This is a genomic window from Robbsia andropogonis (assembly GCF_000970345.1).
GTDB classification, from domain to species: domain Bacteria; phylum Pseudomonadota; class Gammaproteobacteria; order Burkholderiales; family Burkholderiaceae; genus Robbsia; species Robbsia andropogonis.
In genome coordinates, this window is sequence record NZ_LAQU01000001.1 from 56,645 (window position 1) to 70,981 (window position 14,337).

11 protein-coding genes and 2 pseudogenes are annotated in these 14,337 nt (G+C 59.7%); 5 read left to right on the forward strand and 8 right to left on the reverse strand.

What is annotated here, in order from left to right; all coding sequences use genetic code 11:
• Nucleotides 1-2: 2 nt before the first annotated feature.
• Together amaB and WM40_RS00275 are read right to left on the reverse strand one after the other, a co-directional pair.
• Nucleotides 3-1,547, reverse strand: coding sequence for an L-piperidine-6-carboxylate dehydrogenase (amaB, locus tag WM40_RS00270; protein ID WP_046151845.1), 1,545 nt, complete (start codon nt 1,545-1,547; stop codon nt 3-5).
• A gap of 52 nt (nt 1,548-1,599) precedes the next feature.
• Complete coding sequence (locus WM40_RS00275; RefSeq protein ID WP_024902668.1) at nt 1,600-2,685, reverse strand: DUF1338 domain-containing protein; 1,086 nt, start codon at nt 2,683-2,685, stop codon at nt 1,600-1,602.
• Between the two features lie 107 nt (nt 2,686-2,792).
• On the opposite strand from WM40_RS00275, the gene WM40_RS00280 reads away from it, so the two are divergent.
• Nucleotides 2,793-3,827 (forward strand): LysR family transcriptional regulator, encoded by a 1,035-nt coding sequence (locus WM40_RS00280; RefSeq protein ID WP_046151846.1) that lies wholly within the window; start codon nt 2,793-2,795, stop codon nt 3,825-3,827.
• Here the strand turns inward: WM40_RS00280 and WM40_RS00285 are convergent.
• The 3 genes from WM40_RS00285 to WM40_RS00295 form a co-directional block, all read right to left on the reverse strand.
• The gene (locus WM40_RS00285) at nt 3,776-4,132 is read right to left on the reverse strand and encodes a response regulator (protein ID WP_024902666.1); all 357 of its coding nucleotides are present in this window, start codon (nt 4,130-4,132) and stop codon (nt 3,776-3,778) included. The two genes, WM40_RS00280 and WM40_RS00285, sit on opposite strands and share 52 nt — an antisense overlap.
• Nucleotides 4,133-4,299: 167 nt before the next feature.
• Nucleotides 4,300-5,820: an aldehyde dehydrogenase gene (gene adh, locus WM40_RS00290; protein WP_046151847.1), complete on the reverse strand. Its 1,521-nt coding sequence runs from the start codon at nt 5,818-5,820 to the stop codon at nt 4,300-4,302.
• 219 nt (nt 5,821-6,039) lie between these two features.
• Nucleotides 6,040-6,729, reverse strand: a complete 690-nt coding sequence (locus WM40_RS00295) for a response regulator transcription factor (protein ID WP_036008650.1) — start codon at nt 6,727-6,729, stop codon at nt 6,040-6,042.
• 860 nt (nt 6,730-7,589) lie between these two features.
• Between WM40_RS00295 and WM40_RS00305 the strand changes: the two genes are divergently transcribed.
• The gene (locus tag WM40_RS00305) at nt 7,590-9,194 is read left to right on the forward strand and encodes a DEAD/DEAH box helicase (protein WP_046151961.1); all 1,605 of its coding nucleotides are present in this window, start codon (nt 7,590-7,592) and stop codon (nt 9,192-9,194) included.
• A gap of 17 nt (nt 9,195-9,211) precedes the next feature.
• Here WM40_RS00305 and WM40_RS00310 read toward each other — a convergent pair whose 3' ends face one another.
• The 3 genes from WM40_RS00310 to WM40_RS30980 all read right to left on the reverse strand — a co-directional run bounded on the left by WM40_RS00310 (nt 9,212) and on the right by WM40_RS30980 (nt 11,449).
• The gene (locus WM40_RS00310; protein WP_052738087.1) at nt 9,212-9,808 is read right to left on the reverse strand and encodes a hypothetical protein; all 597 of its coding nucleotides are present in this window, start codon (nt 9,806-9,808) and stop codon (nt 9,212-9,214) included.
• Nucleotides 9,792-10,640 carry a ferritin-like domain-containing protein gene (locus WM40_RS00315; RefSeq protein WP_036008633.1) on the reverse strand — a complete coding sequence of 283 codons (849 nt, stop codon included), beginning with the start codon at nt 10,638-10,640 and terminating at the stop codon, nt 9,792-9,794. The genes WM40_RS00310 and WM40_RS00315 overlap by 17 nt, the downstream gene beginning before the upstream one ends.
• A gap of 644 nt (nt 10,641-11,284) precedes the next feature.
• Nucleotides 11,285-11,449, reverse strand: a complete 165-nt coding sequence (locus tag WM40_RS30980; RefSeq protein WP_236693327.1) for a hypothetical protein — start codon at nt 11,447-11,449, stop codon at nt 11,285-11,287.
• 1 nt (nt 11,450) lies between these two features.
• Between WM40_RS30980 and miaB the strand changes: the two genes are divergently transcribed.
• The 3 genes and pseudogenes from miaB to WM40_RS32385 all read left to right on the forward strand — a co-directional run.
• On the forward strand, nt 11,451-12,887 hold the full coding sequence (gene miaB / locus WM40_RS00320; RefSeq protein ID WP_046151963.1) for a tRNA (N6-isopentenyl adenosine(37)-C2)-methylthiotransferase MiaB: 1,437 nt from the start codon (nt 11,451-11,453) through the stop codon (nt 12,885-12,887).
• A 219-nt stretch (nt 12,888-13,106) separates the two neighbouring features.
• Nucleotides 13,107-13,370: pseudogene (locus WM40_RS32380) on the forward strand (PhoH family protein); the annotation flags it as partial.
• Between the two features lie 240 nt (nt 13,371-13,610).
• A pseudogene (locus WM40_RS32385) lies at nt 13,611-14,300 on the forward strand (PhoH family protein); the annotation flags it as partial.
• Between the last annotated feature and the right edge of the window lie 37 nt (nt 14,301-14,337).

Below are 14,337 nucleotides of genomic sequence, written 5' to 3' on the forward strand. Positions count from 1 at the left end.
CGTCAACTCGCGTCGAAATCGAATCGGATACCCTGAGCCAACGGCAACTGCGTTGAGTAATTGACAGTATTGGTCGCGCGACGCATATAACCCTTCCACGCATCGGAGCCGGATTCACGTCCACCACCCGTTTCTTTCTCGCCGCCAAATGCGCCACCAATCTCGGCACCGCTTGGTCCAATGTTGACATTGGCAATGCCACAATCGCTACCGGCCGCACTGATAAAGCGTTCCGCCTCGCGCAGGTCGTTGCTGAACACGCACGAAGAAAGACCATGTGCCGCCGCGTTATTTGCCGCTATTGCATCGTCGAATTGCGTATAGCGCATGACGTAGAGAATCGGTGCAAACGTTTCCCGCAATACGACCTGTGTCTGCGTCGGCATTTCCACCAGTGCCGGCCGCACGTAATACGCGGCATCACTACCGGCCTCACCGTCGGGGCGCACACGCTCGCCGCCCGTCACGCGGCCGCCCTGCTCGCGCGCTTCATCCAGCGCGCGCTGCATGGCATCGAATGCCCCGGCGTCAATCAGCGGTCCCATCAACACGCCCTCCTTCAATGGATTGCCGATCGGCACCTTGGCGTACCATGCCTTCAGACGCGAGACCGTGTCGTCGTAGATGCTGTCATGTACAAAAAGACGCCTTAACGACGTGCAGCGCTGACCCGCCGTGCCTACCGCCGAGAACAGAATGCCGCGCGACGCCAGTTCGCGATCCGCCGATGGCGTCACGATGCCTGCGTTATTACCGCCGAGCTCGAGGATGGCACGACCGAAACGCCGTGCAACATCAATGCCCACCGCCTGACCCATCGCCGTGCTGCCAGTGGCACTGACGATGGCCGCGCGCGCGTCACCGACCAGGCGCGCACCTATATCGCGGCCGCCGATCACCGTCTGTACCAGTCCGGGCGGTGCGTCACCGAACGCGATCAGCACATCGCGCATTAACGCGTCCACCGCGAGTGCACTCAACGGCGTCTTCTCGGACGGCTTCCACACCACGCTATTGCCGCACACGAGTGCAAGCGCCGCGTTCCACGACCACACCGCCACCGGAAAATTGAATGCCGAGATCACCAGGCACGGCCCCATCGGATGCCACGTCTCCGCCATTCGATGTCCGGGCCGTTCCGATGCGATCGTCAAACCATACAACTGACGCGACAAGCCCACCGCGAAGTCGCATATATCAATCATCTCCTGCACTTCGCCCAGCCCTTCCTGCAAAATCTTGCCGGCTTCCATGGACACGAGGGCGCCTAGCGCCTGCTTTTTTGCGCGCAACGTTTCGCCCAGCAAACGGATCAGCTCTCCACGCCGCGGCGCCGGGACACCGCGCCAACGAAGAAAAGCGGTCTGCGCGCGCGCCATGACCGCTGGCGCCTCCTCGACGTCATGCGTCGGCACCACCCCGATACGGCGGCCATCGATCGGGGAATGGACCGCCAGCCCTGCCGACAACGCTACGCCATCGATGGGGACGGCATGCGCGCCAAGATGCGCCAGGCCCAGTTCCGCCAAAACAGCATCGATATTCATGTGCTCTCCTCGTTGCCCACATACCGTCTTCGCGACGCGTTGACGGAAACCTTCACATTGTCACACCGGCGGTCATCTTGAAAATACCTTGCGCATTGCCGGCGTCAAAGCGCAGGTCCAACCGCCAACGACCGCTGACTGTGTCGAATTCATGCTTGCGCGTGATGAATTCGTAAAATGACCCCGGTACCGTTCGTGTGATCTGCCGACCCTCGCTATCGACGAAAGGCCGTTCAACCAGGTCGGCACGGTAGGCCGTCTGAAAAACACGCCCTGATCGCGAACATTCGACGTCGGGCTTCATCGGCAAGCCGAGCGATTTCTCGGCATCGGCCAACGCAAACACATCGACCACCCGGTCCGTTGCATGATTAAAGGCATTGCCCTCGGTCGCGATCCACGCCATTTCCGCCGATTCGCGCAGCACGGTGTCATAGTCGCGCTCATGCGGGACGGCATGCTGCCGGGCAAACGCACCCACGATGATTGGCAGCAGTTCCTGCGCATAGGCCAACGGCAGGCTACCGTCGCGATGGAGGTCCCATAACAGCGCGGTGGCATTGGGCGTCAACGGATCGACAGAGCTAGACACGATGCGCGTCACCGCCTCTTGAAAATCCCGTGAAAAACGCTCCGGGTGCAGTTCGCTGACAAAGAATTGCGCAATCTCTTCAGGCGCATCGCGATGCGCGTACGCCCGCCCGGTCATGCCCAATTTGTCGAGCGGATAACGATTGCGCAATTCGAAGCCCAATGGCACGAGAATACGCGCGAAGGCCGCTTCACCAGGCGGCAACGCGCCGTTGCGCGACCATCGCACGGTGCGCAGTGCACCATGATCGAAACACACCGCGGATATCGGCTGATCCTGCTGTCCACTCGCGCCACCGTGGGCCTGGCCGCGCTCGCGTGCCGTGGCCAAAGCCCGGGTGGTGTAATGACGGCCGTTCGCGGAACGGGCAATCAGCCCGTCGAACAAAGCCATGTTCATGGCTTGCGCCAGCTCGGTCCGGCTGACAATGCCGGGCTCGCAGTGCGACAGCACGGACGGTCTATTGAGCGTTTCAAACAAAATCGCGGTCTTTTCCGGTCCCAGCAGGGATTGCAACAGGGCATCGATATTCGCATTGCGTTTCATCTTCGTCTCCTCGTAGCCTCACGCGCGTTCCATCGATTATTGGCCCCTGGGACGATGCCGTAAAGCGCGATAAAATCGGCACATGATGCGTTTCCGGAATCAACTCCATGCCCACGCGCCGCCGCCGTCTTCCCAATATGGGTGCGTTGATCGCATTCGATGCCGCCGCGCGGTATGAGCATTTCACCGCCGCGGCCCGCGCGCTATCATTGACCGAGAGTGCGGTATCGCGTCAGGTGGGCGCGTTGGAGCAGCAACTGGGAGTGCGACTGTTCGTTCGCGCGAAACAGCGGGTGATTCTGACCCGTGCCGGCGCACTCTACAGTACACAGGTCCGGCGCATGCTGGATACGCTCGAACGCGATACGTTGGCGATCATCGCGCACGGCAGCGGCGCCGACGCGTTGGAACTGGCGGTACTCCCAACGTTCGCATCGCAATGGCTGCTACCGCGCATGGCGGGCTTGTCGGCGCGACACCCCTCGCTGCGCGTGAACCTGGGTGTCCAGACTGCCATGTTTTCCTTTTCCGATACGCATTTCGAAGCGGCTATTCACTACGGCGCACCCAACTGGCCTGGCACGATGGCGGATCGCCTTTTTGGGGAAGAAGTCGTTCCCGTCTGTTCGCCGACATTATTATCGTCAAACGGGCAAGCGCCCACGCATCCGTCGGGGCTGCTCGATTTCCCGCTCCTTCATTCCACCACGCGCCCCGACGCTTGGCATCATTGGCTACTGCAGCAGGGCGTCGATGATCCACGCGCAATGCGCGGCGTTCGCTACGAATTGTTCACGATGCTGATCAGCGGTGCGCGCGCGGGACTGGGCATCGCCCTGGTGCCGCGTTTCTTTCTGGAGGAACTGTGTAACGATCCCGGCTTGGTGATGCCCTTCGCCGAACGGTCAGTCGCGCAGGCACGAAAACAAAACAAGTCAGACAGAGATGGAAAAACAGGAGACGCCACGGAGGGGCGCGATGGCGAAGCAGCGGGATATTATCTCGTCTATCCAACCGAAGCGCGCCACAATGCGGCACTACAGTTGTTTAGAGAATGGTTGTTGGAAGAAGCTGACGCCTACACGCGGCGTCAGAGCGTAGCAATAACACCTTCCACGTCGATCGGCTTGACCAATAGCTGATCAAAGCCTGCTTCCTGCGCCTGACGGCGGCTGCCCTCGTCACCATAGCCGGACAGCCCGATGAGTTTCAATTGCGCACTCGTGAATTGCGTTCGCAAACGGCGAGCGACCTCGAAGCCGTCCATGCCGGGCATGCTGATGTCCAGGATCACCGCTTCCGGTACACGTGCCGCGACAGCGGCCAATGCCGCGTGGCCGTTGTGAACCACGCGGGCCGAGTAACCATGAATTTCGAGCAACATGGCCAAACTCTCAGCCGAATCAACGTTATCGTCGACGACCAGCAGATCTTTTTGCTCTTCCATACGTACCTATGCTCCTCTCCCTCCGCAACCGTCGAACGCGTTCGGCGCGCATGCGCCGGAAACCGCCCGGATTACGGAAGGGTAGATGGCCACCCCGCCGAAACAACTGACGACGCAATTGACTTTAACCGTCCATTATACTCGTTGGCAAATCGCCGCTTTACAATTCAGAAAAAACCCAACGCCGATGTGCCATAGCTAACCAACAGGTTTTTTGTCTGTTGATAGTGCTCCAGCATCATCTTATGGGTCTCGCGACCAATCCCAGACTGCTTGTAGCCACCGAAAGCCGCGTGAGCCGGATAGGCGTGGTAACAGTTGGTCCAGACCCGGCCCGCCTGAATCTCGCGGCCCAGGTGGTAGGCACGATGGACATTGCGCGTCCACAAACCGGCCCCCAGACCAAAGGGGCTGTCATTCGCGATTTCGAGCGCTTCCGCCTCGTCCTTGAACGTGGTCACGGACAACACAGGCCCGAAGATCTCTTCCTGAAAGATGCGCATCTTGTTGTTGCCGCGAAAGATCGTCGGCTGCATGTAGTACCCGCTCGCTAACTCGCCATCAAGCCGCGCACGTACCCCGCCGGTCAGGCAGTCCGCTCCCTCGCCTCGCCCTATCTCGATATACGAGAGGATCTTGTCCAATTGTTCCTCTGACGCTTGCGCGCCAATCATTGTCTTGTCATCGAGCGGATGTCCCTGACGGATCTTTTCCACACGGGCCACCGCCCGTTCGATAAACCGGTCATAGATACTTTCCTGGACCAACGCGCGCGACGGACAGGTACACACCTCTCCTTGATTGAGCGCGAACATCGCAAACCCCTCCAGGGCCTTGTCGAAGAATGCATCGTCCTGCGCCATCACGTCGTCAAAGAAAATGTTCGGGCTCTTGCCGCCAAGCTCCAACGTGACCGGGATCAGGTTCTGGCTCGCGTACTGCATGATCAACCGCCCGGTAGTGGTCTCACCGGTGAAAGCGATTTTCGCGATCCGCTTACTGGACGCCAACGGCTGCCCGGCCTCCGGACCGAACCCATTGACGATATTCAACACACCCGGCGGCAACAGGTCCGCGATCAATTCGGCCAACACGAGAATGGAGGCCGGGGTTTGCTCGGCCGGTTTCAATACGACGCAATTACCCGCCGCCAACGCCGGGGCCAGTTTCCACGCCGCCATCAGGATCGGGAAATTCCAAGGAATGATCTGACCCACCACCCCCAATGGCTCATGAAAGTGATAAGCGATTGTCTCGCGATCGATCTCACTGATTGACCCTTCCTGAGAACGAAGACAGCCTGCGAAATAGCGGAAATGATCGATCGCCAGCGGAATATCCGCGGCGCGTGTCTCACGAATAGGCTTGCCATTGTCAATCGATTCCGCAAAGGCCAATTGCGACAAATGCAAGGTCATCCGATCCGCAATGCGCAGCAATACAGCGGCGCGATCCGCCGCCGATTGCCGTCCCCATGCGTTTTTGGCGCGATGTGCGGCGTCCAGCGCCAATTCGATATCCGCTGCCCTGGAGCGCGGCACTGACGTGAAGACCTGGCCAGTGATTGGAGACACATTATCAAAGTAGACGCCGTCAACCGGAGGTACCCAGGCCCCACCGATAAAATTTTGATATTGCGACTTGAATGGGAAGGGAACACCTAGAAATTGCATGTTTGCATGGTCCATTGCTGTCTCCATTATGGTGATGCGGGCCAGTCCGGCCAGCGTGGCAAATGCTGGTTATGTAACGCGCCACGCCGATACGCAATGCGGGTTTTCAATGCGGTGAAAACCCGATCCCCTTGAGACGACAATGACAAGCCTCAACACTTTCGGAACAGCAAATACGCCAAGCACAGACAATAAAGGATCACAGTCTTATGCAGTCATCGACCACTTCGCTGATCAACGGTCTTTTGCGCGTGGGGTTGCATGGTGCAATGCGACCTCCGTTGCATAGCCTAATTTGCGAAAAGCCATCATCTTGTGGCCGCTGACGGTCTTGACGCTTCGTTTGAGTTTCGCCGCGGCGCGCGTTGGCGATAGTCCCTGTCGACAACAGCGCAGCACGTCATATTCCTTTGTCGTCAGGTCCGCGTTAAGCGCCGTATCCTTTGCCAAGGCGGGCACGCCAGTCAAGCCATTGCTGCCGATATCACGACCGTCATCTGTCCGCTCTGAGAGATAGCGCTTGCCGGCCGCCACGATATAAAGCGCATCGATCATCTCCATCACTGATTGGCGTTTCGACAGAAAGCCATGTGCCCCCGCATTGAATACAGCATCGGTGGTGATGGGATCATCCAGCGCCGAACACACCAATATCCGAGTACCGTTAAAACGCACACGCAAGCGCTGGATCAAGGCAATGCCATCTACATCATCATCGGACAATTGCAGATCCAGCAGGACGATGTCCGCGCCACCATGGCGCAGCACATTGGTCAGCGAGGCACTGTCCCCCAGACTCGCCAGCACCGTCATGTCCGGCTGCGCCTCTATGAGAGTGCCATACGCTTCACGAACCAGCGGATGATCATCTACAAGCACGACGCGCCATGCGCGCGCCTTTGCGCTTTCTCGAGCGATATTCATCGTTCCCTCGTCGCTTGGTTGTATCACCTCTCGCAAACCGGAGGAGAATCATTGCCCGTGACATTATCGCGACCGCGATACACCAATCCAAGCGGGCATCGAAGAAATCAGAAAAGTCTGATCCTTTGTCGCAATTGGATGAGGCCGTGAAGCGATGCGCAGTGCAGCGACACGCGTTCGCCCTCATGCATCAGGGGCGACGAACGGATAAGCAAACGGCCGTATCAATCCTGCGAATGGATGGAAGAACGGTGGCGGCATCGCTTGGAAACGCCGGTTAATCGTGCAATGCCCCACCTTATCGGTTGCGCTTCATAGGGTCTGACTGCTACTCTAATGGCCGTGACAAGCACTGTTGCATCGTGTGCCGACGCGGGACAAGGGGCAGGCGGCATACGTCCGCTACAAGGACCGTTGGCAGCGCGGTGAAGACGGGCGAGAAACCCACGCGCATTCGACTCGCGTTGGATTGAGGCCCCCTGGGTCGCGTCGTCACCACCCTTATCCAATGCCCTCGCCGCGCTTGTGGACACGGCAGCGGTGATAAGCATGGTGCTTGTTCCGCCTGCATGTGCGCCTTGTTCTGCGGCGTCCTGTCTTGCTTTACCTCGCACCAGGGGAGTGCCACTGCGTCATACAGTGAGATTTGCTCGTTCGCGTCAGCGCGTATTCCAACGATGCGCCCTGACCGGACATGCGCCGTTTTGACACCGTTTTCCGACGCGTTGCCGGAGGACGTTTGCGACGCCCTATTTTTTCGCCACTCGCGGGTTCCAGTCAGCGCGCGTGGCGCGACCTACCATTCGACCGGTTCCAGATTGGCGCACGCGTTGCGACGAACCGGCGAAACACGAAAATTCATGTCTTTTACCGAACTCGGCTTATCTGAACCTATTCTGCGCGCCGTCACGGACCTGGGCTATACGACGCCCACTCCCATCCAGTTGCAAGCCATTCCCGCCGTTCTCGAAGGAGGCGACCTGCTCGCCGGTGCGCAAACGGGTACCGGCAAGACCGCCGGCTTCACCTTGCCGCTGCTCGAACGTCTGACGCGATTACCGGCCAAGCCGGGCAAGGCGACAATCCGCGCACTGGTTCTTACCCCCACACGAGAGCTCGCGGCGCAGGTCGAGGAAAGCGTACGCGGCTATGGGAAATACCTGAAACTGCGGTCGATGATGATGTTTGGCGGCGTGGGGATCAATCCGCAGATGGATCAACTGCGCCGTGGCGTCGATATCCTGGTGGCCACCCCTGGCCGGCTGCTGGACCACCTGTCGCAAGGCACCGTCGATTTGTCCGGCGTGCAGATCCTGGTCCTTGACGAAGCGGACCGGATGCTCGATATGGGTTTCATCCGTGATATCCGCAAGGTGCTGGCCGCACTCCCACCGAAGCGCCAGAACCTCCTGTTCTCCGCGACGTTCTCCGACGAAATCAAGACACTGGCCGCAGGCCTGCTCGACGCACCGCGCACGATCGAGGTTGCACGTCGCAACACGACAGCCCAGACCGTCGATCAACGTGTCTATCTGGTCGACCGCGAGCGCAAGCGCGAACTGCTGACAAAGTTGATTCGCGACAACAATTGGTATCAAGTCCTGGTCTTTACCCGCACCAAGCACGGCGCCAATCGTCTGGCCGAACAGCTCGATCGCGACGGCATTCGTGCCCTGGCGATCCATGGCAACAAGAGCCAGTCGGCGCGGACGCGCGCGTTGGCCGAATTCAAGGATGGTACGCTGCAGGCGCTGGTGGCAACCGATATTGCCGCACGCGGCATTGATATCGACCAATTGCCGCACGTTGTCAACTTCGACCTGCCGAACGTCGCGGAAGACTATGTTCATCGGATCGGTCGCACCGGCCGCGCGGGGGCGACGGGGGAAGCCTGGTCGCTGGTCTGCATCGACGAGAAGCAGTTGCTGGTGGATATCGAAAAGCTCATCAATCGCAGCTTGCCGAAGGAAATCCTCGCCGGCTTCGAACCCGATCCGTCCATCAAGCCCGAGCCGATCCAGAAGCGTGGGGGCGGCGGAGGCGGCGCGCAACGCGGCGGCCCACAACGGAGCCGTGAAGGACAGCGCGATGGTGTACAGTCGAGCGGCCACGCTGGCGGGCGAGATAACGCGAATCGCGATGGACAGGGATCGCGTGGCAGCCAGGGACAGGGCGCGAACGATGCGCGACGTCCGGTAGCAGATCGCCCCGCGCGCCACGCGGCCGGCGACGGCAAGCCGCGCCATGGCGGTGCGCCAAAGCCGCAGAACCCGGCCGGGCGCGGGCCACGGCAAGCACATGGGAACAGCGGCCATACGGCCAGCGCACCACGCGTGCACGCGGATTCAGGTGCGGATCGCGGTCAATCGCGGACATCCCGTCCGGGCGGCAACACCGGCGGCCTGGCGAACGCGCCACGCAATGCCGCATTGCTGTCGCGCGGTGCCCGCGGCGACCGGTCCTGATACTTCTTGTTGTGGCGTTATTCCGCGGACGGCATGGCGAAGCGGGTCAGGGCGGCCTGCTGAACACGCCAGCGCACGGCGGTTTCCCGCCGGCAGGCTGCATCGCCAGTCAGCCGATACCGGATACCCGACGTTAATTCGGCATACGGTACCTTCTGCGCCTCCCCCTCCACCAGTAGCAACTCATGGCACACGAGCGTCGGTGCCGACGCGTCAACGACCAAGGGGGCGCGGCGCAGTGCCCGCAGTCGTAGCTGGTGGAAGTGTCCGTCGAAGACGAAATCGAGCGTCGCCCGTTCCTCGCGCACGATGTTGCTATTGGCCCGTGCCGTCGGCCATAACGCGATACGCACTTGTACTTCGCCGACAACCACCACTTCGCCCGGGCCAAGCAGCGATGTCACAGGCCATCCATCGACGCCGGTAGTCAATAATGAAAGGGTGAATTGAGGTGAGGTCGCTTCCTGCGGATGCATGTCAGATGCCGCCGGGTGGACACCCGTGACATCCTCGTTACCCGGAACATCGGCCATCGCCAACCGCAATGCGGACGCCAGCACGTCCAGCGTACTGACGATGGCGCGTTCCCTTGCCGGCTTACCGGAAGAAGACATGTTGCAGCACCCCCGCGAGGGGCGGCTGAATCGTCGATTGCAATTTCCTTGGCAGATCGAGCGGTTTCATCAGCATTTTCAAGCACATGTCCGCCGATAGGTTACGGCGGACCAGCCGATTCACGCGGTGGCTCATCGCACGGTACTGCGGCGTGTCCCGCGGCTCCGTGTGATAGCGCTCGGCGAATACGTGCCGCAAGGCGATATCGGAATCCTCGCTCTTGATCTCGATGACGCGCCGGACCACCGCACCCAGCACTTTCCAGCGACTATTCTTCTCAGTCGCGTTATAGCGCTTGAAATACTGAAAGAAATGCTTGTAATGACGCACTTCATCCGCGCGAATATTGGAGGTCAATTGCTTAAGGATCGGCTCATCGGTGCATTCGTTGATGGCACGGTACAACGTAGCGGTGCCTGTTTCAACCACGCAGCGGGCGGCCATTTCAAGCGCCGGGGTTTTTTCGAACTCCTCGATACTGCACGTCTTGGAATATTCGTCGAAAAAACTCTTGAATGACTTATCCCAATCGAAATCCGGCCAGACGTAGGCGATATACGCTTTCAACGCACGGCCGTGTTGAAGCTCCTCGGCTTCCCAATTCGTGTTCAGCCAATCCTCGACTTCGGTATCGCCCGCGAAGTATTCGGCCAGATTACTGCTGTAAAGGTCCGAGCCGCTTTCGATGAACGATGACGCGCACAATAGCGCGACGAGGTCCTCATTACGGGCGACCACCTCGGGTTGTATCGACGCAAAGTCGATATCCTCGAGTCGCCACGGTAGCGTTGGAACATGTCCGGTTTGCACTTTGCTGCCTCCGAGAGCCATGTCTTGCATGTCTTTTCTCAGTCCGTCCGCATGGCCTGCGAGTGGAATGGTGTGTATGGATAAAATCCCGGGTGAATCCTGGCTAACCTAACCTTCTGATTCCCCCTGACGGCGCCAACCGTCGCGTGATAGACCTGCAGGTAATCGCCGGTCCCATCGCCGCGGCGAGTTTCATCAGCTTGCCATATGGCCCATCATCGCCATCATAATGAACTTTGGACGAATGCGCGTTACACCTGATGACGTACACCCCTTCTAATAGTTGATAACCGTGTCGGAATTTCACTTATCTACCGTCAATTACGCGTAAGAAATAGTAAGCATATTGTTAGAAAAGCATGATTGTAAAATCTGCCAGATAGTACATGGTGAATCGGCATATTGGCACGATTGGGTAGCGGCGTATCTCGCGCCTCACGAGCCAATCGGCGACATACGCGACGTTTCACTGGATTGACGCGTTGCTTCAATGAGTCATCCACATCCATCCGCCATGGACATGGCGTGAAATACAGGGCAATGCAGGCAACGAAACTGGCTGATAGAAGCATAACTTATGCCTATTCGCATCATGCACGTGTCGCGCCGGCATGGAGACGACCGACTATCGATTCATGCTGCCTGACCGGTTATAATCTTCTGTTTCAATTTTCGTCGCATGCCTTGCGGACCACCGCCCCGGGAATCCGGGTTCCGCATCCGTCCGGAACGGCACGTAGCGCGCTTTCCATCCTACTAAACGCCCCCAGGTCAACCACTGCGATCGGCGCCCCCACGATGACTACCGAAAACCACACCTTGTCGGACACGATGTCCCTCTCCCCGGCCAGCCCGGCCGATACGGCCGCCAGCCCGAGTACACCACGTCAGAAAAAGATTTTCATCAAGACATATGGGTGCCAGATGAACGAGTACGACTCCGACAAAATGGCTGACGTGCTCGGCGCGGCCCAGGGTCTGGTGCAAACCCAGACACCTGATGATGCGGATGTCATTCTTTTCAATACCTGCTCGGTACGCGAAAAAGCGCAGGAGAAGGTGTTTTCCGAACTCGGCCGGGTCAAGGTGCTGAAGGAGAACAATCCGGACCTGATCATCGGCGTGGGCGGTTGCGTGGCCAGCCAGGAAGGCGCGGCGATCGTCTCGCGCGCGCCCTACGTCGACGTCGTATTTGGGCCGCAAACGCTGCACCGACTGCCAAAAATGATTGACGCGCGGCGTGCCACGGGCCGCTCGCAGGTGGATATCTCGTTTCCGGAGATCGAAAAGTTCGACCATTTGCCGCCAGCCCGCGTCGAAGGACCGAGCGCGTTCGTTTCCATCATGGAAGGGTGCAGCAAGTACTGCAGCTATTGCGTGGTGCCTTACACGCGCGGCGAGGAAGTCTCCCGGCCGCTGGACGACGTATTGACCGAGATCGCCGAACTGGCGGACCAGGGCGTACGCGAAGTCACCTTGCTGGGGCAAAACGTCAATGCCTACCTGGCACCGCTGTCAAAAGACCTGGCCGACGCAGCCGACGAAGACAAGATCGATTTCGCCGGTCTGATCGAACTGGTCGCGGATATCCCTGGCATCGAGCGCATCCGCTACACGACATCGCATCCGAAGGAATTTACGCAGCGCCTCATCGATGCCTACGCAAAAGTGCCGAAGCTCGTCGATCACCTGCACCTGCCCGTGCAGCACGGCTCCGACCGGGTTCTGATGGCGATGAAGCGCGGCTATTCGGTTCTGGAGTACAAATCGGTCATCCGCAAGCTGCGCGCCATTCGCCCGAATCTGTCGGTGTCGACCGATTTTATCGTCGGCTTTCCTGGCGAGACGGAAGACGATTTCGACAAGTTGATGGCACTGGTCGAGCATATTGGCTATGACACGAGCTATTCGTTCATCTACAGCCCGCGCCCCGGCACGCCGGCGGCCAATTTGCACGACGATACGCCCCATGACGTCAAGCTGAAGCGGTTGATGCACCTCCAAGCCACGATTGAGGCCAACGTGCGCCGTATAAGCGATGGCATGCTTGGAAGCGTACAGCGCATTCTGGTGGAAGGGCCATCGCGGAAAGATCCGAACGAATTGCACGGTCGTACGGAGAATAACCGGGTGGTCAATTTTCCAGCACCTCCCGGATCGCACGCACGCCTGACCGGCCAAATGATCGATGTATATATCGATCAGGCATTTCCCCACTCGCTGCGGGGCCGTATCGTCACCGCCGACGATACGCAGGCGGTTGCCTGACCCATACCGGCCAAAATCGGGCAGACAAAGCAGCACGGTGTAATAATGCAAACGCAGCCAGGGTCTGCGGGGCCGGAAGCACTGACCGGCCGCGTCCGGAACCCTGCCCGATTGAGCCATGCGGCCATTTGTTCAGGACGAACCGTCTGGTCACTGCTGTTAGACACCGCGCGCCGCTGCCCGCGCACCTCTTTATCTGGAAAGGATGGCTGTCTCGCGTTGAAAATCGCCCAAGAAGAATTCGCCGCCCCGCGTGACGACAATCAGCGTCTCGCCAACTTGTGCGGCCCGCTGGATGAGAACCTGCGTCAGATCGAGCAGGCGCTGGACGTAACGCTGGCCCGGCGAGGACACCGGATCGCGGTGCGAGGCCGGAATGCCAAGGCCGCCGTTACCGCGTTGGAAAGCTTCTATAACCGCGCACGTGTGCCGCTGTCCCTGGAAGATGTGCAACTCGGACTGGTGGAGGCGCGTCATACCGGCACCGTGATCGGACTGCATACGGGGCGCACCGCCCGCGCGGGACAGTCCGGCTCGGCGACGAAAAGCCGATCATCCACCGCGACGGGGAAAAGTGCGACGCACACGGGGCCACTGCGGCACCCTACCGGCCCCGCTCTGCCACCCATGGTCGAATTGAGCGCGCGCGACGTGGCGCCGCCAGCGGCACTCGACGCGGATCCGCATGCGCTACCAACGCATCTTGGACCGGACGCCATCGTCTTGCATACCCGCAAGGCCGATTTGCGTGGCCGCACGCCGACACAGCATGCCTACCTGAAAGCGATCCTGTCGCACGACATCACGTTTGGCATCGGCCCGGCTGGTACCGGGAAGACCTACCTGGCGGTGGCGTGCGCGGTGGACGCGCTCGAACGCGACCAGATCAAGCGTATCGTGCTGACGCGGCCGGCGGTGGAGGCCGGCGAGCGGCTGGGTTTTCTGCCCGGCGACCTGACGCAGAAAGTCGATCCCTACCTGCGTCCACTGTACGACGCGCTGTATGACCTGCTCGGCTTCGACCGCACGGCGAAGATGTTCGAGAAACAGATGATCGAGATCGCGCCGCTGGCTTATATGCGAGGCCGGACACTCAATCACGCGTTCATCATCCTCGACGAGGCGCAGAACACGACGCCGGAACAGATGAAAATGTTCCTGACGCGGATCGGCTTTGGGTCGAAAGCAGTGGTGACCGGCGATACGACCCAGGTCGACTTGCCGCGCGGCCACCGCAGCGGCCTGCTCGACGCGAAAGAGATTCTAGCCAATGTACGGGGTATCGCGATGACGCAATTCACAAGCGTCGATGTCGTGCGGCATCCGCTCGTCGGCCGGATCGTCGATGCGTATGAGGCCCACGCAAAGCAGAAGGATGGCAGTGACCGCGGCGCGTTTCTATCGCCGCATTGATGTGATCCGGCAGCCGCACCCTACGCAACACACCCAC